Below are 21260 nucleotides of genomic sequence, written 5' to 3' on the forward strand. Positions count from 1 at the left end.
AAGGTGCCGGCAGGCGGATGAGGGGCGATACCGGACTTATCTTCAGACAACCTGCTCACGTCCTTCCCTCCAGCGGAAACACCTTGGAGGGATTGAGTGTCCAGTTCGGATCGAAGGCGGCGCGCACCGCCATCTGCTGGGCAAGGTCGGCCTCGGCATATTGGTGGCGCATCAGGTCGCGCTTCTCGATGCCGACGCCGTGCTCGCCGGTCAGGCAGCCGCCGGCGTCGACGCAGAGCTTGAGGATTTCCATGCCCGCGGCTTCCGCCTTTGCCGCGTCTTCCGGATCGTTGATGTTGTAGAGGATCAGCGGGTGCATGTTGCCGTCGCCGGCGTGGAAGACGTTGGCGACGCGCAGGCCATAGCGGTCGGTGATCTCCGAGGTCTTCTTCAAGACATAGGCAAGCTGGCTCAGGGGCACGGTGCCGTCCATGCAGATATAGTCGGCGATGCGCCCGGTCGCGCCGAAGGCCGACTTGCGGCCCTTCCAGATCAGCGCCGATTCCATTGCCGACTGGCTTTCGCGCACGGTCTTGACCCCATGCCGCTTGGCGATCTCCACGATCGAGGCAAGCATGGCCTCCATCTCGGCCTCGGAGCCCTCGACCTCGACGATCAGCAAGGCTTCGACATCGAGCGGATAGCCGGCATGGGCGAAGGCCTCGCAGATCTCGATTGCCTGCTTGTCCATGAATTCGATGGCGACCGGAACGATGCCGGCGCCGATGACATCGGCGACGCAGGTGCCGGCGGATTCCGCGCTGTCGAAGCCGAACAGCACGGGGCGCGCGCCCTCGGGCTTGGCGATCAACCGGACCGTCGCTTCGGTGACGATGCCGAGCTGGCCTTCGGAGCCACAGACAAGGCCCAGGAGGTCATAGCCGGCGCTGTCGAGCGACTTGCCGCCCAGCTCGATCACCGTGCCGTCGACCAGCACCAGCTTGACGCCGAGCAGGTTGTTGGTGGTGACACCATATTTCAGACAGTGAGCACCGCCGGAGTTCATGCCGATATTGCCGCCGATCGTGCAGGCGAGCTGCGAGCTCGGATCGGGCGCGTAGAAAAAGCCGTCGCCGCCGACGGCATCGGAAATGGAAAGGTTGGTGACGCCCGCCTGGACGGTGGCGCAGCGATTGGCATAGTCGATGTCGAGGATCCCGGTCATCGCCGAGAGGCCGAGCACGACCGCATCTTCCTGGGGGATGGCGCCACCCGACAAAGAGGTGCCGGCGCCGCGCGGCACGACCGGAATGCCGTATTTATTGCAGTATTTCATCACCGCCGCGACCTGGGCCGTGGTTTCCGGCAGGACGACGGCGAGCGGCCGGCGGCGATAGGCGATAAAGCCGTCAGTTTCGAAGGGAACGAGTTCGTTCGGCTCTTGAACCAGACGCTCAGCCGGCACGAGTTCCGCGAGATCGGCAAGAATCTCCTTGCGGCGCGACAGGATCGCGGCATTCGGCTCCAGAAACTGGATGGCTTCGGACATGGCTCCCTCCCCTGGCTCAGGCCCCTTCGGCATACACCGGGTGGCCTCGCCCATCAATTGGTATTGTTTCTTTACCACTTCAACCAAAGCCGCGCAAATGCTATGGACTTATGACAAAAATGGAAAAAGTGGATTTGGGCCATGACCAATCTCGGCGATCTGGAAGTCTTCGTACGGGTAATCGCGGTCGGCAGCATGTCGACGGCGGCGCGGGATCTCGGGCTCTCCCCGGCGGTCGTGTCGAAGCGGATCAAGCGGCTGGAGGACCGGCTCGGCACGCGGCTCCTGCAAAGGACCACGCGGCAGATCTCGCTGACCGAGGCCGGACAAGGGTTTCACGAGCGGGTGATCGCCGTGCTTGCGGGGTTGGAGGAGGCCGAGGCCTATGCTTCGGGGCGCTCGTCGGAAGTGGCCGGCACACTGAAGATCTCAGCGCCGACCTCGTTCGGCCGCCTGCACATCGCACCGCATCTTAAAGCCTTCATGGAAGCCCATCCGGATCTCACCATCCATCTGGTCTTGTCGGACGAATTCACCGACATCGTCGGCGGCGGCTTCGATCTGGCCATCCGCATCGCCGAACTGACGGATTCGACGCTGGTGGCGCGGCGTCTCGCGCCGGTGCGCCGCATCCTCTGCGCCTCGCCCGACTATATCGGGGTGCATGGCATGCCGGAAACGATCGAGGACCTGAAACGACATCACTGCCTTCCGGCGCATAATTACGATGCCTGGAAGCTGGAAGGACCGCAGGGCACACTCAGCATTCGCCCCGACGGCATGCTGATCACCAATTCCAGCGAGGTCATCCGCGAGGCGGTGATCGGAGGCCTCGGCATCGCCTTGCGCTCGACCTGGGACATTGGCCCCGAATTGAAGGCGGGCAAACTGGTGCAGGTACTGCCGGCCTATGAGGGCTCGCGCAATGTCTCGCTCTCGGCTGTCTATCCGAGCCGCCAGTTCCTGCCGGCCAAGGTGCGGCTGTTCATCGACTACCTCGCCGAGCTTTACGGGCCGGTTCCCTACTGGGAGCGCTGAGCCTGCGGATCACCGCAGGGCTTCAGACACATTGCTCCAGAATCCGAATTTCTTAGGGTGGGTGCGGCGCAGGTCGGCGACGAAGTCGTCGTGGTGCTGGAGGCGCGCGTCGGTCGGCAGATGGGGTTGGAGACGGTCAAGCTCCTTCAGATAGATGGCGGCATGGGGATAGGCGACGCCGATGCCGCGGCGCAGAATGTCGCTGATCAGCACCCGGTAGAGCACGGTCGCGGCCAGCGGCTGATCGTCGGACAGGGCCTCGGCCGCCGGCGCCAGATCCTCATAATAGCGGCCTTCCCAGTCGTCCTTGTGGCGCAGCACAAGCGCCGCCGCGCGATCGAGCCTTGGCCAGGTGACGAAGAAATCGAGCGCGCCATAGATATCTTCGGCGTCGTCGACCAGCGCGAATGCCCGGTCCATTTCGTCGAATTCGGCGAAATCGTCGAGCTTCGACAGGTAGAGCCTCAGAACGGCTGGATCGAGCGTCTCGGCAAATTCCCGCCAGCGCAGTCCCTGCGCATCACCGCGCCGATTCAGCTTGTCGAGGATTTCGGCTTCCAGCATGCGGCGCTCCCGGACGCCATATTCCGGACCGACGGAGGTCAACTCGCCGCCGACCGGCAAAAGCCGCATACCCGTCGGGCGGCGGCGAACCCACTCCAACGCCTCTTCATGGCGACCCGCGCCGTGCAGCAGGGCCGCGACCGTCAGCGTATCTCGACGGTTCTCCGCCTTGCCCTCTTCGAGCGCCATATAGGCATCGACGTCGCCCTGGCGGAGCGCGATCGCCTGGAGGAGATCGAGCGCGCCGAGCTTGCCCGGCTCCTTCGGCATGGCCTCGGCGAGCAGGATCTTCCAGGCCGTCGCGGCGGGCGCGCCGATCACGCCGGTCAGTTTATGCAGGAAACCCGTATGCTCGCCATACCGGTCGCGTCGGCGCAACATTTCGAACTGCGGCACAAGCAACGCCTGATCTTCCGCCGGAACCGAGCGGATCAATTCGGCCGCCGCCGTTTCGGCTTCATCGAACACCTTCCACAGCCGGGCATTGTCGGACACCAGCCGCGCCGAAATCGGAAAGCGCAGGGCGAGGAACCGCAGAATGCGCTCGGCGCCGCCCGCCGCATCCACCCCGCCCAACTCCGAGAGAATGGTACGCACCAGGCCGGAAAACTCGATGGCGAGATCCTTGGCGCGGGCATTGTTGATCCGCGTCCTCGCCTGCTCGTGCGTATCCAGCCGGCGATCGATCAGCCGCGCCATTTCCGCCGGCCCCGCCTCGCCGGCCAAGGCCGCCTCCAGCCTGCCCTTCAGGGCCTTGTTGGCCGAGGCTTCCTCCAGCAGGATCTCGATCAGCTTGTCGAGGCCAAGACCGCTCAGGCCCTTTTTGTCGAGTTTCGCACGCTTCTGCCGGGCCATTCCGTTCCGCTTATGCCGTTTATTGACTTCGGTCGCTTATATCAGGCGGACAGCGACGGCGGGCAAGGGGATTCGTTGGTGGAGCCGGTGCAAACCCGCCGCTGCATCAATGCCCCTCGCCGTGGCTCTTCCTGATCCGCCTCACCACCCACCAGACGCCCAGCACGGCGAGCGGTACAGAAAGGCCGGTAATTACCGCCGGGTCGACCGGCAGAAGGTCGTGGCTGATGGCTTTTGCGCCGTAGCCCACCAGCCCGACGATGTAATAGGAGATCGCCGCGACCGAGAGGCCTTCGACCGTCTGCTGCAGGCGCAACTGCATCTCGGCGCGACGATTCATGGTGGCGAGCAGGGCCGAGTTCTGCCGTTCCAGTTCAACGTCGATCCAGCTTCGAACGAGGCTGGTGGCGCGCGACAGCTTGCGCGACAGGTTGGCCAGCCGCTCCTCGACCGACTGGCAGGTGCGCATGGCCGGCGCCAGACGCCGCTCGAGGAAGGCGCCCAGCATTTCGTATCCCGGCTTCGGGGCTTCATCGAGCGCCTTGACGCGCTCGCGCACGATGCCGTCATAGGCGCGGCTCGCACCGAAGCGATAAAGGCTGAGCGCCGCATTGGCCTCAAGCTCGGCGGCCAGCCGGGTCAGTTCGGCCAGCATGGAATCCGCCTCTTCGCGCGCATGGGCCTTCATCCGCTGGGTAACGGCCGTCAAGCCATCCTCGATCCGGCGGATGTCCGGCGAGAGCGTCTGCGCCAGCGGCAGGCCGAGCATGGCGAGCGTGCGATAGGTCTCGATGTCGAGCAGGCGCTGGACGAGCGCGCCCCGCCCGGCCTCGGAAAGGCTGCGGTCGACGACGAGAATGCGCGTCAGCCCGTCGCCGTCCTGGCGAAAATCGGTCATCACCGTCGCCTGGCCGTTCTTGACGTCGCTGTAGCAGAGGCTCGTCAGATCGAAGAGTTCCATCGCCGCCTCGATTTCCGGGCCGTCGCGGCGGATCTCCAGCCGGATGCCCGACATCAGCGGACCCGGCGCGGAAAAGCCGTCGCCGAACGGGTGGACGAGAATATCGCCGCCGAAGGCATCAGGCAGCGGGCCGTCCCAGAACCAGGTGGAAAATTCGGTGTGGCGCTCCCAGCGCAGCGTTCCCTGACCCCAGGGCATGGCGTGGTGACGGGCATTGCGATCGGGCACGGTCACGCCGCGAGCCCGCGACAGTTCGGCAAGCGCGCTGTGATGCACGGCAGAGCCGCCGTCCATCATGAAGGCCAGTTGCACGATCACGCGTTCCGATTTCACCAGCGCATAGGGCCGCGCATGGATCTCACCCAGCGCCAAAGCCCGCTCCGGCGACACCGGAAATGCGAAACTACCCTTCCCCATTAAGTCCGTCTCCCTTTTACCATGACTGCCTTCCTAGCAAATGCGCGGCGCAAGCGGCAGGGGCCGGTTGACGCAAAGCGTCGAGACGGCACATGTTTGCGGCATTTCGCAAAGCGGGACCCGGAAGTCACTCATCAAAACATAGCAATTCAGATATTTGTCTATTGCTGGCAAACGCGGAGTCGACAAGAATGATTCTTGAGCACGCCATCGCCATCCTCAACGCGGCTGGTCGGCGCGTCGATGCCAATTACGATATCGGCAGCACCTGTCCTGCCTGCCGAGCAATGGAGAAACCCCATGAAGCGACTTATTCCGGCAACCCTGCTTGCGCTTTCGATCGGCCTGCCCGCCTTTGCCGGCGAGGTCGGCGATTTCGAGACGAAACTGCGCGCCGCCTATGGCGACTACCGCACGGCCCTTTTCACCACCAACATGGGCAAGGCCCCGGAATCGACGGCATCGCTGGGCAAATTCGCCAAGGCCTGGTCCGCGATCGCCGCCGAGCCCGCGCCGCCGCACTATGCGGACGATGGCAAATATGCCGAAACGCTGGCCGCCGTGACCAAGATCACCGAAGCCGCGACCGCCGAAGTCGCGGCCGGAGAACTTACGAAGGCACACGACACGCTGGAAGGCATTCGCGACCAGATCGGCGACCTGCATATCCGCAACGACATCTACAGCTTTTCCGACCGGATGAACGCCTATCACGCCCGCATGGAGGAAGTAATCGCGCTCGACCCGACGGACGCTGCCGGCGTGCATGCCGAGACGGCCGTCCTGAAATACCTGCTCGGCGACGTGGTCGCCCATCCGCCGAAGGAGGCGGATGCGAGCTACAAGGACCTTCTCGGCGCCGTCGAGGCGAGCGTGGCGAAGCTGGAAGGCGCCGCCAAGAGTGGCGATGCCACAGCGATCAAGGCTGCCATCGACGGGCTCAAGGCTCCCTATTCCAAGCTGTTCCTCAAGTTCGGCTGATCGCGGCGGCCGGGGCTACCCGTCCCCGCGCACCGCGCCCGTTTCGCGACTGACGAAAAGCAACTGGACAAATTAATTGACCAATCCCTCGGCGGCTTGCTAAACAAGCCGCCGAGGGAGGACGTCGTGACGGACAGGGACGAAGGGCTTTTCGCCCAGATCAGCCATAGCCGCACCGCGAGCGAAGTGGTTCAGCAGATCGAAATGCTGATCCTCGACGGCGTCTTGCGCGACGGAGACCGGCTGCCGGGAGAGCGCGATCTCGCCCAGGATCTCGACGTGTCGCGACCGATTCTCCGTGAGGCGTTGAAGGAACTCGAGGCCCGCGGCCTGCTGGTTTCCCATCATGGCGGTGGCACCTATGTGGCCGACATCATCGGCCAGGTATTTTCCAAGCCGATCACCGAACTGATTTCCCGCCATGCCCGGGCCACGCGCGACTATCTCGAATATCGCCGCGAACTCGAAGGGCTGACGGCCGAACTTGCCGCCAAGCGCGCCACCGACACAGACCAGGCGCTGCTGACCCGCATCATCGATGACATGAAACGGGCGCATGAGGACGGCAATCCGGAAGAGGAGCTCGCCGCCGACGTCGAGTTTCACAACGCGATCGGCGAAGCGGCCCACAATATCATCCTCCTGCATACGCTTCGGGCGTGCTATCGCCTGCTGTCGGAGGGCATCTTCTTTAACCGCAAGGCGGTGTTTGCGCTTGCCAATGCGCGCGAGCGCCTGCTGGAGCAGCATGTGGCCATCCACGCTGCGATTCTTTCCGGCGACGGCGAGGCGGCGAAGCGCGCCGCCCAGGCGCATATCGATTTCGTCATGCAGGCGGTCGAGGAATCCGCTCGCGCCGACGAATGGGGCCGGGTGGCGAAGCTTAGGCTGATCCGCCGCGACAACAATCCCCAAGGTTCACGAACCTCCCGCGGCAGCGGCCTGGACAAGACGGAGACATCCCGATGACTGCACCTCGATCGCGCCCGCGCGTCGGCCTGTTCGCCACCTGTCTGGTCGACCTTTTCCGCCCGAACGTCGGCTTTTCCGCCGCAAAGCTGATCGAGGATGCGGGCTGCGAGGTGCATGTGCCGATGGCGCAAACCTGCTGCGGCCAGCCGGCCTATAATTCCGGCGACCGCAAGGATACCCGCGCACTGGCGATCCAGGTGATCGAACTGTTCGAGGGCTATGACTATGTCGTCGCGCCGTCCGGCTCGTGCGCCGCCATGCTGAAGCACCACTATCCCGAAGTCTTCAAGGGCGACGTCAAATGGGAAGAGCGCTGTCGGCGCTTCTCGGACAAGGTGTTCGAACTCGTTTCCTTCCTGACCGACGTGATGTTCGTGCCCAAGGTGGACGCGGCCTTCCAGGGCAGCGTGACCTATCACGACAGCTGTTCCGGGCTTCGCGAACTGGGCGTGCAGAAGCAGCCGCGCAGTCTGCTGGCGACCGTCGAGGGGCTGGAGCTCAAGGAAATGGCCGGCAGCGACGTCTGCTGCGGCTTCGGCGGCACCTTCTGCGTCAAGTATTCGGATATTTCAGGCACGATCGTGTCGAAGAAGACGGCGAACATCATGGAGACCGGCGCCGACATGCTGCTCGCCGGCGACATGGGCTGCCTGATGAACATGGCCGGCAAGCTGAAGCGCGAGGGGTCGACCGTCGAGGTCCGCCATGTCGCCGAGGTTCTGGCCGGTATGACCGACGCCAAGCCGATCGCCGGCTCGGCCAAGTGAGGGATTGAGCGCCATGCAGTTCACCTCCCCCCAGTTCAAGGAAAACGCCGCTCGCGCGCTGATCGATCCGCAGCTGCAAAAGGCCCTGCGGAATGTCGAGACGGGCTTCATCGCCAAGCGCGCGGCCGCGGCGGCCGCCCTGCCGGAATTCGACGCCCTGCGCGACAATGCCCGCGACATCAAGAACCATACGCTCGCCCATCTCGACCTCTATCTGGAAGCCTATGAGCGGAAGGTGACCGCCGCCGGCGGACATGTGCACTGGGCCGAAAGCGCCGAAGATGCGCGCCGCATCGTCATGGACATCTGCCGACGGGTGAAGGCGAAGACCGTCACCAAGGGCAAGTCGATGATCACCGAGGAGATCAACCTCAACGAATTCCTTGAGGCCAACGGTGTGGAGCCGGTCGAGACGGACCTTGGCGAATACATCATTCAGCTGCGCGGCGAGCATCCGAGCCACATCATCGCGCCCGCCGTGCATCTCAACAAGGAACAGGTGGAGGAAGACTTTCGCCGGGTCCACACCCATCTCGACGTCAATCGTGACCTGACGGCACCGGAAACGCTCTTGTCGGAAGCGCGCGAGGTGCTGCGCAAGCGTTATTTCCAGGCCGATGTCGGGATCACCGGTGCGAACTTCCTGATTGCCGAGACCGGCTCGTCGGTGATCGTCACCAACGAGGGCAATGGCGATCTCACCCAGACGCTCGGCAAGGTGCATGTCGTGGTCGCCTCGATCGAAAAGATCGTGCCGACGCTGGAGGACTGTTCGCAGATCCTGCGCCTGCTCGCCCGCTCGGCGACCGGCCAGGACATGTCGGTCTACACCACGTTCTCTACCGGCCCGAAGCGGGTGGAGGATCCGGACGGCCCGGACGAATATCATGTGATCCTGCTCGACAATGGCCGCACCTCGATGCTCGGCACGGAATTCCAGGAGATGCTGCGCTGCATCCGCTGCGGCGCCTGCATGAACCATTGTCCCGTCTATCACGCGGTCGGCGGCCACGCCTATGGTTCGGTCTATCCGGGACCGATGGGCGCGGTGCTGACGCCGTCGCTGTTCGGCGTGGAGCAGTCGGCGCACCTGCCCAATGCCTCGACCTTCTGCGGCCGTTGCGAAAGTGTTTGCCCGATGCGCATTCCGCTGCCGAAGATGATGCGCCATTGGCGCGAGCGGGAATTCGAGCGGCATCTGACGCCGGCTTCCGCCCGCTACGGGCTGTCGGTCTGGGCCTTCTTCGCCAAGCGGCCGAAGCTCTACCGCATGGCGGCCACGCTCGCCGCATCGACGCTGTCGCTCATCGGCGGCGCCAACAAGCGAATCGCCGCGCTGCCGCTTGCCGGCGGTTGGACGAAGTATCGCGACCTGCCCGCACCCGAGGGGCAGACCTTTACGAAAGCCTGGGCGGCACGCCAGGCGAAGCGGCCGGGAGCATGACCATGAACGGCAAATCCGCAATCCTTGCGAAGATCCGCGCCTCGCTGAAGGCGCCGACCGACGACGACAACCGTCGTTCCATCGTCGCCGCGCGCCTGGCGCAGGCGCCCAAGGGCATCATACCCGCGCGTGGCCAGTTGCCGCCGCCCGAACGGGTCGCGCTTTTCCGCGCCATGGCGGAAAAATACAATGCGACCACGGAGCACATCGACGGTCTCGCAGCGCTGCCCGCTTCGGTATCGGCCTACCTCAAGAGCCGCAACCTGCCGGCCGCGATCCGCATCGGCAATGATCCGCGCCTCGCCACGGCGCCCTGGACCAGCGAGGCGACCCTCGATATCCGTCACGGCGCCTCCGACGGCCAGGATCTTGCCGCCGTCAGCCATGCCTTCGGCGCCGTCGCCGAAACCGGCACGCTTGCGCTGCTGTCCGGCCCGGACAATCCGGTGACGCTCAACTTCCTGCCCGAACATCACATCGTCGTCGTCAGGGCCGAAGAGATCGCCGGCGACATGGAGACGATCTGGGCAAGACTGCGCGCCGCGCAAGGCGGGTCCATGCCGCGCACGGTCAACTTCATCACCGGGCCGTCGCGCTCGGCCGACATCGAACAGACCTTGCTGCTCGGCGCCCACGGCCCACGGGCGCTGCACATTGTCATTGCCGGCAACCCCTGACTGCACCGAGGACCTTCGCCGCGAGACAAAGCGGGGAATAAAATGCCCTCACAATGGAACAAACTTCGGAAAGTCGCGTTTGCGATTTGCATTTTCCGAACCGTTTTTCTATTGTGAGCGATATGACAAGCTACAATGACGTGTATGCAGCGCCGCGAATTGCGCTCGTTTCCACCCATGGCTATGTGGCTGCCCAGCCGCCTCTCGGCGCGGCGGATACCGGTGGTCAGGTCGTTTACGTCCTTGAACTTGCGAAGAAACTCGCCCAGCTCGGCCACAAGGTCGACATCTTCACGCGCCGGTTCGAGGACCAGCCGGAAATCGACGAGGTCGATGCCGACGTTAGGGTCATCCGCATTCCCTGCGGCGGCCGGGACTTCATTCCGAAGGAATACCTGCATCGCCATCTCAACGAGTGGAACGAGAAGGCTCTCCGCTATATCAAGCGGGAAGGCCTCTCCTATCTTTTCATCAACAGCCACTACTGGGACGCGGGGGTCGCCGGCCAGAGGCTGTCGGAAGCACTCAACATTCCGCACATCCACACGCCCCATTCGCTTGGTCTGTGGAAGAAGCGGCAGATGGAAACCGACTATCCGGAGCGCGCCGACCGGTTGGAGGCGGAGTTCAACTTCAAGGAACGCATCCAGCACGAGCTGATCGTCTACCGCAGCTGCCAGCTGGTGGTCGCGACGACGCCGATCCAGCTCGACATGCTGAACGAGGATTATGGCCTCAGCCGCAATCGGGTGCACATGATCCCGCCCGGCTATGACGACAACCGTTTCTATCCCGTATCGGAAGCCTCGCGCCAGATGATCCGCCAGCGGCTGGGCTTCGAGGGCAAGGTGGTGATGGCGCTTGGCCGGCTTGCCACCAACAAGGGCTACGACCTGTTGATCGACGGCTTTTCCGTACTGGCCAGCCGTGTGCCGGATGCCCGCCTGCGGCTCGCGCTCGGCGGCGAGAACCTCGACCCGCAGGAGCAAGGCATTCTCGACGGGCTGAAGAAGCAGGTTGTCGATCTCGGCCTTGCCGACCGCGTCGAATTCACCGGCTTCATAGCGGACGAGGAACTGCCGGATTACTACCGCGCTGCCGACCTCTTCGTGCTGTCCAGCCGTTACGAACCCTTCGGCATGACGGCGATCGAGGCCATGGCGAGCGGCACGCCGACCATTGTCACGATCCATGGGGGACTGTTCCGGGCGGTCAGCTACGGCCGGCACGCACTCTATGCCGATCCCTTCGACAAGGAGGATCTCGGCATCACCATGATGAAGCCGTTCCGCCATCCGCGTTTGCGGGACCGGCTGTCGCGCATGGGAGCCCACAAGGCCCGCAGCCTGTTCACCTGGACCGGCATCGCGCAGCAACTGGTCGCCCTGGTCGAGGGCCGCCCGGTGGCGCAGGCGCTCGAGGAGGCCGATTGGGCGGAACCATGGAACGACGGCGATTGAGACCGGTCAGGCTGTTCTCCTCCGACCTCGACGGGACGCTCGCGGGCAATCGCGACGCGTCGCGGCGGTTCGCGGCGTTCTGGCAGGGGCTTGACGTCGGGACCCGGCCGCTGCTGGTCTATAATAGCGGTCGCCTGGTCGACGACATCCTGTCGTTCATCGATGAGGAAGGTCTTCCGCCGGCCGACCTGCTGATCGGCGGCGTCGGTACGATGATGGCGGCCGATGCATGGACCGGCATGGAGGCCGAATATGCCGACTTCATCGGCGGCAATTATGACGCGGCCGGCATAGCAGGTCTGGTGAGCGGCTTTCCGGGACTGGAACGGCAGCCTGACCGCTACCAGCATGATCACAAGTCCAGCTGGTATCTGCACGACGCCACACGGGAGCGACTGGCGGAACTCGAAGAACGGATCGTCGGCGCCGGCCATCAGGTCAAGATCGTCTATTCGAGCGACCGCGATCTCGACATTCTCCCTGCCAATGCCGACAAGGGCAATGCGCTCGTCTGGCTTAGCCGCAAGCTCGGTGTCAGACTGGACGAGATCGTCGTCGCCGGCGATACCGGCAATGATACCGACATGTTCGTTCTCGACGGGGTGCGCGGCATCATCCCGGCGAACGGGCGCGACGAACTGAGAATGCGCTTTGCCGCCGACGATCGGGTCTACCAGGCAGTCGGCCGTGAAGCCGATGGGGTGATCGAGGGCATGCGCCACTGGCTCGGCCATCAGCCGGCTCGGCCTGACCAATATTGACAATTTCCGGCGAAATGCTTGACGCAATCGAACCGGCTCACAAAATTGACGGGAATGCGGTGCTGTCGCGGATAGGATGTCGGCTCGGCCGCGAATCAGCGTAATCTAATTCAACATGCAAGTGGGAGGCATCTTCAACCTTGACAATCATGAGCCGGATCGCGTCCGATTTTCAACTGATGCTGCGGCGTCCACCCCGCCAGCAATATGCGGCCCTGTGCTTTCGCAAGCGCAAGAAACAGGCCGCCCCGGAGGTCCTGCTCGTCACCAGCCGGGACACCGGCCGCTGGGTCATTCCGAAGGGGTGGCCGATGCGGGGCAAGAAGTCCCATCTGGTCGCCGAGCGTGAGGCTTACGAAGAGGCGGGCGTCAAGGGCAATGTCTCACGCGAGCCGATCGGCTATTACACCTACCACAAGGGCATGAACGACGGGCTGAAGGTCGCCTGTCGCGTCCAGGTGCACGCGCTCGAGGTGAAGGAACTGCTGAAGGAGTTCCCGGAAAAGGGGACGCGCCGGCTGGAATGGGTCAGTTGCGAGGAGGCCGCCGCCCGGGTGCAGGAACCGGAACTGAAGGTGCTGTTCCATGCCTTTGCCCAGAAATTGCTGAATGGCGCGCTCGCACCCGGCCAATTGCCCGAATCCCCCTAGTTCCGCCGGCCCTCGCATCCTTCCGTCTTGAATGCCGTGGCCATTGGCCCTAAACGGATTTGGCTTCAACGCCTACCGTTCACGAAAACCCTTGGCTCGACGGCCGCGCCTGTCGCAGCAGGAGACGTTGCCGTCATGGCAAAACCGCCACCGACCCTGGTCAAGCCGACGCTCGACAAGGACCTGGACAAGATCGCCTATGCCGAGGCCGCGGCGCAGCAGGTCTGGCGCGGGGCGCTGCCGGTCGGCATCGGATTGGTCTTTCTCATCCTCGCCACTCTGTTTGCCAGCTTCTACGTCAGCAACCAGCCTGGCGCGATCGTGATCATCGCCGCAGCGGCCGTCGGCGCCTATATGGCGATGAACATCGGCGCCAATGACGTGACCAACAATGTCGGCGCGGCGGTCGGGGCGCGCGCCATCTCCATGCCCGTCGCACTGATGCTCGCCGCCGTCTTCGAGATTGCGGGCGCCCTGATCGCCGGCGGCGACGTCATCGATACCATTTCGGAAGGCATCCTGGATCCCGACATCGTCAGCCATCCGCAAGTCTTCTCGTTGGCGATGATGGCGGCGCTGCTCGCCTCCTCGCTATGGCTCAACTTCGCCACCTGGACCAACTCGCCCGTATCGACGACCCATTCGATCGTCGGCGCCGTCATGGGTGCCGGCATCGCGGCCGCCGGGCTTTCATCCGTCAACTGGAGTGTCATGGCGAGCATCACCGCCAGCTGGATGCTGTCGCCGCTGCTCGGCGGGGCGATTGCCGCCCTGATCCTCTACTTCATCAAGGACTTCATCGTCTATCGCCCCGACAAGATCGTGGCGGCGCAGCGCTGGCTTCCCGTCCTGATCGCTGTCATGGCCGGCGCCTTTACCAGCTACCTGACCATGAAGGGTATCGGACAGGTGTTCGACGTCGGCATGACGACGGCCATGTTGAGCGGTCTCGGGGTCGGGCTCCTCACCTGGATCGGCAGCGTCCCGCTGATCCGGCGGCAGTCGGAGGGGCTTGAAAACCGCAACCAGTCGCTGCGCAAGCTGTTTCGCCTTCCGCTGGTCTTCTCGGCCGCCCTGCTCTCCTTCGCCCATGGCGCCAACGACGTCGCCAACGCGATCGGGCCGCTGGCCGCGATCGTTCAGGCGACGCGCGCGGAGACGGTCGGGACGGTCGTCGCGGCACCGACCTGGGTGACGATCATCGGTGCGCTCGGCATTTCGGCCGGTCTCCTGCTGTTCGGCCCCAAACTGATCCGGCTGGTCGGCTCGCAGATCACCAAGCTCAATCCGATGCGCGCCTTCAGCGTCGCTCTCTCCGCCGCCGTGACCGTGATCATCGCCTCGTGGTTCGGCCTGCCGGTCAGTTCCACGCATATCGCCGTCGGGGCCGTGTTCGGCGTCGGCTTCTTCCGCGAGTGGTACACGCGCAATTCGAAGCGGCGCATCGCCTATATGCGCATGAAGGCCGACCACTGGCAGATCGAGGACACGCGCGACCGCAATCCCGACGAGCTGCGCCGGCGCTATCTCGTGCGCCGCTCGCACTTCATGACCATCGTCGGCGCCTGGATCATTACCGTTCCGGCATCGGCCGCACTTGCGGCGTTTCTCTACTGGGCTATGTACTTGCTCTTCCTTTGAGGCCAAGACAGACATGCGCGCGAACTACCGTATGCAAAGGCTCTACCTCGAGGCCGATCTCGGACCGAATGCAGCGGTCGAGGCCAGCGTCGAACAGTTCAACTACCTCGCCAATGTCCTGCGTCTGCAGGATGGCGCCGAGATTCTGGCGTTCAACGGTCGCGACGGCGAATGGAAGACGACGCTTTCCTTTCCGACCCGCAAGAAGATCCTGCTCACGCCGATCGAGCAGACCCGCCCACAGCCCAAGGACTGCGACCTGCAGTTCCTTTTCGCGCCGCTCAAGGTCGGCCGGATGGACTATCTGGTGCAGAAGGCGGTCGAGATGGGAGCCGGCCTGCTGCAGCCGGTGATGACCCAGCACGTGCAGGGCAAGATCACCAGCCTGGAGCGGCTGCAGGCCAATGCGGTCGAGGCGGCGGAGCAATGCGGCGTGCTGGCTATCCCGAAGGTGGCGCCGCCGCAGAAGCTCAAAGACTTGCTGGAGCGCTGGCCTGCGGAGCGGCGCATCATCTTCTGCGACGAGGACAGCGGGACGAACAATCCCCTGCCAGCCTTGTCGCGCATCGAGGAACGACAACTGGCCCTGCTGGTCGGGCCGGAGGGCGGCTTTTCCGACGAGGAGCGTCACCTGCTGCGGTCCCTTCCCTTCGTCACCGCGATACCGCTCGGCCCGCGGATCCTTCGGGCCGATACCGCCGCGGTGGCGGCGCTGGCCGTGGTCCAGGCGGCGATCGGCGATTGGCGCTGAGCCCGGTCACGCCGACGACCAAGACATTGGTGTCGGTCTTCCGCAACCCGGTTTTTTTTGACCCAAGTTTCAGAGATTTTCACTTGCGCCGTCCCGAAATCCGGTCCAATCACCTTGCAGATTGGGCCGGTGCGCGCGCCGGTGACGCCACACAAGGTCTATTCCATGGCTCGTGATACCACCGACGACACGCCCCTCACCTCCGTCGCGCAAATGGCGGATTACCTTGCAGGCGGCTGCAAGCCCAAGGAGGCGTTCCGCATCGGTACGGAGCACGAGAAGTTCGCCTTTTTCCGCGCCGACAACAGCCCCGTCCCTTATTTCGGCGAGGCCGGGATCCGCGCCCTGCTGCTCGGCATGCAGGCCAAGACTGGCTGGGACCCGATCATGGATGGCGACAACATCATCGGACTCGCCGAGGCGCACGGCATGGGCGCGATCTCGATCGAGCCGGGCGGACAGTTCGAGCTTTCGGGCGCGCCGCTCGAGACGCTGCACGACACCTGCCGGGAATCGAACCAGCACCTGGCGGCTGTGCGCGACGTGGCGGAGCCGATGGGCATTCGCTTCCTCGGCATTGGCGGCAGCCCGAAATGGACGCTCGCCGAGACGCCCCGCATGCCGAAATCGCGCTACGAGATCATGACGCGCTATATGCCGAAGGTCGGCAGCCACGGCCTCGACATGATGTACCGCACCTGCACCATCCAGGTGAACCTCGACTTCTCCTCGGAAGCCGACATGCGCCGCAAGATGCGCGTCGGCATGCGGCTGCAGCCGCTCGCCACCGCCCTCTTCGCCGCCTCGCCCTTCACCGAGGGCAAGCCGAACGGTCTCTTGTCCTGGCGCGGCGAGATCTGGAGAGACACGGACAATGCCCGCGCGGGAATCCTGCCCTTTACGCTCGATGACGATTTCGGCTTTGCCGACTATGTCGAATGGGCGCTCGACGTGCCGATGTATTTCATCGTGCGTGACGGCCGCTATCACGACTGCACCCATGTCACGTTCCGCCAGTTCATGGGCGGCGCGCTGAAGGGCGAAGTGACGGCCTGGGAACCGACGCTGGGCGACTGGACCAACCATCTTTCGACGCTCTTTCCCGACGTGCGGCTCAAGCGCTTTCTCGAAATGCGCGGCGCCGATGGCGGGCCATGGCGGCGCATCTGTGCGCTTCCGGCCTTCTGGGTCGGCCTGCTCTATGACGACGCTGCGCTTGAGGCCGCCGACCAGATGACCGCCGGCTGGAGCTTCGCAGAAGTCAATGCGCTTCGCGATGCGGTGCCGGCCAAGGGCCTCAAGGCCGAGGTCGCCGGCCGTTCGCTTCTCGACGTGGCCCGCGATGTGGTCTCGCTGTCACGCCAGGGGCTCAAAAGCCGCGCCCGCCTCAACGGCGAAGGCCAGGACGAGAGCGTCTTCCTTGCCCCGCTCGACGAGGTGATCGCCAAGAAGTCGACGCTCGCCGACGACCTGCTTTCGCTCTACAACGGGCGATGGAACCGCGAGATCGACCACGTCTTCGACGAATACCAATACTGACACGTCCCTGCTGGAAAACGCCTGCCTGTTTCCGGCCTTTGCAGCGGCCTGACAGCCGCGGAAAAAGCGGTTTGCGCCCGGCCTTTTCCGGATATAGTGCGTCGAACCGCTTTGCGAGCACGGAGAAGGACGCCGATGTTGCCACTTTTTGATATGATGCTGCGTGCTCAAAACGGAACGGGCATGGAGGCCATGGCCAGCCAGTTCAACCTGGCCCAGGAACAGGTGACCAAGGCCATGGCGGCGCTGATGCCGGCGTTTTCCTCGGGCTTCAAGCGCAATACCGCCAATCCTTACGACTTCTCCTCCCTGATCGGCGCGATGGCCTCGGGCGGTTATGCCAAGTATTTCGAGGACATGAGCAAGGCCTTTACCCCGCAGGGGATCGCCGACGGCAACCAGGTGCTGGAAAAGCTGTTCGGCTCCAAGGAAGTGTCGCGCGCGATCGCCGCCCAGGCCGCCCAGTTTACCGGGGTCGGCCAGGAAGTGCTGAAGCAGATGCTGCCGGTCATGGCCGATGCCATCATGGGCGGACTGTTCAAGCAGACGACCGGGCAGATGGCCGACACCAATCCGTTTGCCGGCACGCCGATGGGCGCTATGATGCAGCAATGGCTGGAGAGCACCGGCTTTCAGCCTAAGCCGGCGCCCAAGCAGCCGAACATCTTCGACAACCCCTTCACCAAGGCGTTCCAGGACATGATGGGCGCGGCCCAGAAGCCGCAGACGGCGGCCGCCGCCAACCCGTTTTTCGACAATCCCTTCGCCAAGTCCTTCCAGGACATGATGACCGGCGCCTATGGCGCGCCGGCCGGCGGGGCCGCTGCAGCCAAGGAAGCACCAAAGCCCGAAGCCGAGGCGCCGCCCGCGGCAAAGATGACCGAAATCATGAACGCCATGTTCGACAGCGGGCTGGAGGTTCAGAAGAACTACCAGAAGAGCATGGAGCAGATCTTCGACAGCTATCTCGCGGCCAACGCGCAAAAGCCGCAACCGGCTTCCGGCGAGGCGCCGGACGAGCCGAAAGCCTGACGACCGATATGGTTTTGGATGCGACAAGGGCGGCCCCGAGCCGCCCTTGTCCGTTTCTGGTGCCTGGCTATTCCCTTCGGGCGGGTCAGAATTCTTCCCAGTTGTCGGCGCTCTTGCCGGCCGGCGAAGCGGACTTTCCGAAACCCGAAGAGAGCTTGTCGAGAAGGGCCTTGGCCGGCGAGGAGATCGCCCGGTTGGCCGGGCCGGCCGGTGCGACCCGTGGTGCGAGCGGCTTGACGGGGGCGACCGGCTGGACCGCGCTGAACGTCCGGTCCGCCATCGAGAAGCTCTTGTCGCGCATGTCGGCGAACTTGCCGGCCGTCGATACCGCGCCCTTGTCGACGATGAACTGGCCGACGAGACTGGACAAGGCTTCCGCATCACGCACAAGGCCCGACATTTCGGCATTGGTCTGTTCGGCGGCGCGGGCGTTCTGTTGCGTCACGTCCTCCATCCGGGTGACGGCGGAGGTGACCTCCTTCAGACCCGTCGACTGTTCGCGGGCAGCGTCGGCGATCGAGTGAATGTGGTCGCCGATCTGCACCACCTGGCCGGCGATCGACGACAGGACCTCGCCCGTCTGCTTGACCAGGCCGACACCCGCGGCAACCTCCTCACCCGACTTGGTGATCAGCGACTTGATGTCCTTGGCGGCATTGGAGGAACGCTGCGCCAGTTCACGCACTTCCTGGGCGACGACGGCAAAGCCCTTGCCGGCTTCACCGGCACGCGCGGCCTCGACACCGGCGTTCAGCGCCAGAAGGTTGGTCTGGAAGGCGATCTCGTCGATCACATTGATGATCTTGGAGATTTCGCTGGAGGCGTTCTCGATCCGCTCCATCGCATGGACCGCGCCGCCGACGATCTCGCTGGAACGATCGGAATGGACGCGCGCCTCGCTGGCGAGCCGCGAGGCGGTCTCTGCCTTTTCCGTCGATTGGCGGATCGCATCCATGATCTGCCGCACCGCGGTCGAGGTTTCCTCCAGTGCCGCGGCCTGCTCCTCGCTGCGCTTGGACAGATCCGAGGTGGACGAGCCGACCTTGCCGCTCTTGCGATTGATCTCGGCTACATTGCCGTGAACGGCGGAAATGGTCTGCGACAGGCGCTCGAGCGACGCGTTGAAATCGACGCGCAGCCGGTCGAGTCCGCTGCTGGCGAACGGCTTGTCGATCGTCGCGGTCAGGTCGCCGCTCGCCAGCCGCTGCAAGGCCGCGCCGAGGATTTCCACCGTATTGGTCAGTCGCGCCTGTTCGGCGGCCTTTTCGGCGTCGCGGGCCCGACGCTCGTCCTCTCCTGCGGACCGGCGGTGCTCGGTTTCGACCTCCAGTTCACGCTTGGTAATTTCGGCCTGACGGAATACCGCGACGGAGCGGGCCATGTCGCCGATCTCGTCATTTCGCGTCTCGCCTTCGAGGGCGATGTCGGTATTGCCGCCGGCGAGTTGCTCCATGGACTCCACCAGTGTCGAGATCGGTCGCGTCAGCGTGCGCGAATAGACGACGGCGACGACGGAGCCGATGGTGATCAACAACAGGCCGAAGCCGATGGAGGCAAGAGCGTTCGACCACAGATCGCCGTTCACCTCCGCTTCGGAGATCAGGGCGATCACGGCAAACCGCGCGCCGCCGAATTCGAGCGGCGATGTGGCGGCGAATGCGTCGATCGAACGATAGCCGGAGATCGATCCCAAAGCCTCGCGTCCGGCCATGGCCTCGCTCACCAGCGGCGTGTCGACCTTGGCGGTCAGGGCATCGTTCTCCGGCGTGTGGGCGCTGTCATTGATCACCAGGCCGCCGGCATTGACGAGAATGGTCTCGCCGGTTTCACCGAGCCCCTTCTTGTTGGCGTAGAGCGTGTTGAAGCGATCGTTCGGCAGCTGGTATGCCAGGACGCCGATCGTGCGCCCGTTCTGCTGGATCGGCGTCGCGACGAAAGCGGCCGTCGCCCCCTTGGACGGCGCATAGGCCTCGAAGTCGGACATGGAAACCGTGCCGGCTTCAGCCTTCAGCGCCGTCTGGAAGACCTGAGCAAGGCCGCTGCCCTTATAAGGCCCGCTTGAAAGATTGGTGCCGAAGTCCCTTTGCTTCATCGCCGAATAGACGATGGTGCCGGCGGGGTTGATCACGAACAGATCGCGGTAGCCCTGCGCCTGCAGATGCTTCACGAAGCCCTGATGATATTGCTTGTGGGCGCGGTCATAGGCATCCTTCTTGGCGGTATCGAGCTTGTACTTCTCGCCCTCGGGATTGGGATTGCCGTCGATGTAGCGGGCATGCAGTTCCTTGAGAGGGTCGTCGCCGAGAAAGTTCATGGCGCCGGAAAAGCCGTAGAAGGCCTGCTGGGTGGTGAAGCTCGAGGCCAGCGCCGACATGTCGAGCCGGATGCTGTCCAGATAGCCCCTCGCCTCGTTGCGCCGGCCGTCGGCGGTGGCTTCCAGCTTCTGGTAGACCTGATCGGTCAGGATGCGGGATTCGAGATAGAAATTGATCGCCATCGAGGCGCTCAAGGAGACGAAGGCGAAGAGCGCCGCCGCAAGCGGCAGCTTCCTGGAAAGGCGCATGTTAAAGGCTCCGCGGAAAATCCGAATGGCTGCTTTGCCGCCATGGTTCCAGAGGTGCGTTAGCAAGGCGTTACCATCCCATGCCAAGCCTGTGGACAGCGGCGGTTTTCCGGGGGCAAACGCGAAAAAAATGCCCGGCATGGCGGACCATGACCGGGCAAGCGGCAGGGCTCATTGGCTTTCACCCTGCGGGGATGGAAGGCGGGCTCAGTCGACGGTCAAGCCGTGAAGCGCGCGCCGCGAGCGGTTGCGGGCGGAGCGCGACAGCAGTTGCGAAGGATCGTCCGCGATGCCGGAGGCCTTGAGGATCTGCTCGACATCGAAACGGCAAAGGCCGATGTCCCGCAGCTGGAAGTCATCAAGGTCGGCAAGGCGGTTCGCAGCGCGTCGGTTGCGGATGGCACGCCAGACGGACTTCACGTGCGCTGTCGCCGCGAAGAAGCGCGTGACCAGAGCCTCCCGCGGTTCGGCGATATCGAGTTCGATCATCCGTTCGGTCGTGCGCATGGCTTTATCCTTTCGATTGGCACGAGTGTGGCCTCCCCTTGTCGCGGAGCGGCAAGGGATGAACCGGGTCTGCCGGCAGCGCTCAACGGCGCGGTCGGTGTCTGCTGATTTGCAGCTTCACAATGCGGAAACGGTATTGATCAGTCCAACGAATGTTTCTAATAGTTAGCATCAATCGTTCTTATGGATGT

At 64.0% G+C, this 21260-nt stretch carries 18 protein-coding genes; 13 read left to right on the top strand and 5 right to left on the bottom strand.

Features of this window, described 5'->3' with window-relative positions:
- Nucleotides 1–55 precede the first annotated feature (55 nt).
- The gene (locus RHIZ70P_RS16440) at nt 56–1489 is read right to left on the bottom strand and encodes an FAD-binding oxidoreductase (RefSeq protein WP_115671561.1); all 1434 of its coding nucleotides are present in this window, start codon (nt 1487–1489) and stop codon (nt 56–58) included.
- A gap of 141 nt (nt 1490–1630) precedes the next feature.
- On the opposite strand from RHIZ70P_RS16440, the gene RHIZ70P_RS16445 reads away from it, so the two are divergent.
- Complete coding sequence (locus tag RHIZ70P_RS16445) at nt 1631–2527, top strand: LysR family transcriptional regulator (RefSeq protein ID WP_115671562.1); 897 nt, start codon at nt 1631–1633, stop codon at nt 2525–2527.
- A gap of 9 nt (nt 2528–2536) precedes the next feature.
- Here the strand turns inward: RHIZ70P_RS16445 and RHIZ70P_RS16450 are convergent, their stop codons facing one another.
- Together RHIZ70P_RS16450 and RHIZ70P_RS16455 are read right to left on the bottom strand one after the other, a co-directional pair.
- Nucleotides 2537–3946, bottom strand: a complete 1410-nt coding sequence (locus RHIZ70P_RS16450) for a DUF6880 family protein (RefSeq protein WP_115671563.1) — start codon at nt 3944–3946, stop codon at nt 2537–2539.
- Nucleotides 3947–4052: 106 nt separating this feature from the next.
- Nucleotides 4053–5324, bottom strand: a complete 1272-nt coding sequence (locus RHIZ70P_RS16455; RefSeq protein WP_115671564.1) for a DUF3422 family protein — start codon at nt 5322–5324, stop codon at nt 4053–4055.
- 300 nt (nt 5325–5624) lie between these two features.
- On the opposite strand from RHIZ70P_RS16455, the gene RHIZ70P_RS16460 reads away from it, so the two are divergent.
- The 12 genes from RHIZ70P_RS16460 to RHIZ70P_RS16515 all read left to right on the top strand — a co-directional run bounded on the left by RHIZ70P_RS16460 (nt 5625) and on the right by RHIZ70P_RS16515 (nt 17999).
- Nucleotides 5625–6305 (top strand): hypothetical protein, encoded by a 681-nt coding sequence (locus RHIZ70P_RS16460; protein WP_115671565.1) that lies wholly within the window; start codon nt 5625–5627, stop codon nt 6303–6305.
- Between the two features lie 126 nt (nt 6306–6431).
- Nucleotides 6432–7274, top strand: a complete 843-nt coding sequence (locus tag RHIZ70P_RS16465; protein ID WP_115671566.1) for a FadR/GntR family transcriptional regulator — start codon at nt 6432–6434, stop codon at nt 7272–7274.
- A complete protein-coding gene (locus tag RHIZ70P_RS16470; protein WP_115671567.1) occupies nt 7271–8044 on the top strand; it encodes a (Fe-S)-binding protein in 774 nt (257 codons plus the stop codon). The genes RHIZ70P_RS16465 and RHIZ70P_RS16470 overlap by 4 nt, the downstream gene beginning before the upstream one ends.
- Before the next feature lie 13 nt (nt 8045–8057).
- Complete coding sequence (locus tag RHIZ70P_RS16475) at nt 8058–9488, top strand: LutB/LldF family L-lactate oxidation iron-sulfur protein (protein WP_115671568.1); 1431 nt, start codon at nt 8058–8060, stop codon at nt 9486–9488.
- Between the two features lie 2 nt (nt 9489–9490).
- Nucleotides 9491–10165 (top strand): LutC/YkgG family protein, encoded by a 675-nt coding sequence (locus RHIZ70P_RS16480; protein ID WP_115671569.1) that lies wholly within the window; start codon nt 9491–9493, stop codon nt 10163–10165.
- 122 nt (nt 10166–10287) lie between these two features.
- Nucleotides 10288–11625 (top strand): glycosyltransferase family 4 protein, encoded by a 1338-nt coding sequence (locus RHIZ70P_RS16485; RefSeq protein ID WP_115671570.1) that lies wholly within the window; start codon nt 10288–10290, stop codon nt 11623–11625.
- Nucleotides 11622–12386, top strand: coding sequence for an HAD-IIB family hydrolase (locus RHIZ70P_RS16490; protein WP_235842256.1), 765 nt, complete (start codon nt 11622–11624; stop codon nt 12384–12386). The genes RHIZ70P_RS16485 and RHIZ70P_RS16490 overlap by 4 nt, the downstream gene beginning before the upstream one ends.
- Before the next feature lie 140 nt (nt 12387–12526).
- On the top strand, nt 12527–13036 hold the full coding sequence (locus tag RHIZ70P_RS16495; RefSeq protein WP_115671572.1) for an NUDIX hydrolase: 510 nt from the start codon (nt 12527–12529) through the stop codon (nt 13034–13036).
- A 135-nt stretch (nt 13037–13171) separates the two neighbouring features.
- Complete coding sequence (locus tag RHIZ70P_RS16500) at nt 13172–14677, top strand: inorganic phosphate transporter (protein WP_115671573.1); 1506 nt, start codon at nt 13172–13174, stop codon at nt 14675–14677.
- A gap of 13 nt (nt 14678–14690) precedes the next feature.
- Entirely contained in the window at nt 14691–15428 is a 738-nt protein-coding gene (locus tag RHIZ70P_RS16505) for a 16S rRNA (uracil(1498)-N(3))-methyltransferase (protein ID WP_115671574.1), read from the top strand.
- A gap of 165 nt (nt 15429–15593) precedes the next feature.
- Nucleotides 15594–16967 (top strand): glutamate--cysteine ligase, encoded by a 1374-nt coding sequence (locus tag RHIZ70P_RS16510; RefSeq protein ID WP_115671600.1) that lies wholly within the window; start codon nt 15594–15596, stop codon nt 16965–16967.
- A gap of 135 nt (nt 16968–17102) precedes the next feature.
- Nucleotides 17103–17999 carry a DUF937 domain-containing protein gene (locus RHIZ70P_RS16515; protein WP_115671575.1) on the top strand — a complete coding sequence of 299 codons (897 nt, stop codon included), beginning with the start codon at nt 17103–17105 and terminating at the stop codon, nt 17997–17999.
- An 85-nt stretch (nt 18000–18084) separates the two neighbouring features.
- On the opposite strand, the gene RHIZ70P_RS16520 is transcribed toward RHIZ70P_RS16515, so the two are convergent.
- On the bottom strand, nt 18085–20562 hold the full coding sequence (locus RHIZ70P_RS16520) for a methyl-accepting chemotaxis protein (RefSeq protein ID WP_181904045.1): 2478 nt from the start codon (nt 20560–20562) through the stop codon (nt 18085–18087).
- A gap of 207 nt (nt 20563–20769) precedes the next feature.
- Nucleotides 20770–21069: a DUF1127 domain-containing protein gene (locus RHIZ70P_RS16525; RefSeq protein ID WP_115671577.1), complete on the bottom strand. Its 300-nt coding sequence runs from the start codon at nt 21067–21069 to the stop codon at nt 20770–20772.
- Nucleotides 21070–21260 lie beyond the last annotated feature (191 nt).

The sequence above is a fragment of the Paenirhizobium selenitireducens ATCC BAA-1503 genome (assembly GCF_900492185.1).
Lineage (GTDB): Bacteria > Pseudomonadota > Alphaproteobacteria > Rhizobiales > Rhizobiaceae > Allorhizobium > Allorhizobium selenitireducens_A.

Coding starts and splice junctions, on each gene's coding strand:
- RHIZ70P_RS16440 (WP_115671561.1), bottom strand. CDS start 1,489: ATGTCCGAAGCCATCCAGTTTCTGGAGCCGAATGCCGCGATCCTGTCG.
- RHIZ70P_RS16445 (WP_115671562.1), top strand. CDS start 1,631: ATGACCAATCTCGGCGATCTGGAAGTCTTCGTACGGGTAATCGCGGTC.
- RHIZ70P_RS16450 (WP_115671563.1), bottom strand. CDS start 3,946: ATGGCCCGGCAGAAGCGTGCGAAACTCGACAAAAAGGGCCTGAGCGGT.
- RHIZ70P_RS16455 (WP_115671564.1), bottom strand. CDS start 5,324: ATGGGGAAGGGTAGTTTCGCATTTCCGGTGTCGCCGGAGCGGGCTTTG.
- RHIZ70P_RS16460 (WP_115671565.1), top strand. CDS start 5,625: ATGAAGCGACTTATTCCGGCAACCCTGCTTGCGCTTTCGATCGGCCTG.
- RHIZ70P_RS16470 (WP_115671567.1), top strand. CDS start 7,271: ATGACTGCACCTCGATCGCGCCCGCGCGTCGGCCTGTTCGCCACCTGT.
- RHIZ70P_RS16475 (WP_115671568.1), top strand. CDS start 8,058: ATGCAGTTCACCTCCCCCCAGTTCAAGGAAAACGCCGCTCGCGCGCTG.
- RHIZ70P_RS16480 (WP_115671569.1), top strand. CDS start 9,491: ATGAACGGCAAATCCGCAATCCTTGCGAAGATCCGCGCCTCGCTGAAG.
- RHIZ70P_RS16485 (WP_115671570.1), top strand. CDS start 10,288: ATGACAAGCTACAATGACGTGTATGCAGCGCCGCGAATTGCGCTCGTT.
- RHIZ70P_RS16500 (WP_115671573.1), top strand. CDS start 13,172: ATGGCAAAACCGCCACCGACCCTGGTCAAGCCGACGCTCGACAAGGAC.
- RHIZ70P_RS16505 (WP_115671574.1), top strand. CDS start 14,691: ATGCGCGCGAACTACCGTATGCAAAGGCTCTACCTCGAGGCCGATCTC.
- RHIZ70P_RS16510 (WP_115671600.1), top strand. CDS start 15,594: ATGGCTCGTGATACCACCGACGACACGCCCCTCACCTCCGTCGCGCAA.
- RHIZ70P_RS16515 (WP_115671575.1), top strand. CDS start 17,103: ATGTTGCCACTTTTTGATATGATGCTGCGTGCTCAAAACGGAACGGGC.
- RHIZ70P_RS16520 (WP_181904045.1), bottom strand. CDS start 20,562: ATGCGCCTTTCCAGGAAGCTGCCGCTTGCGGCGGCGCTCTTCGCCTTC.
- RHIZ70P_RS16525 (WP_115671577.1), bottom strand. CDS start 21,069: ATGCGCACGACCGAACGGATGATCGAACTCGATATCGCCGAACCGCGG.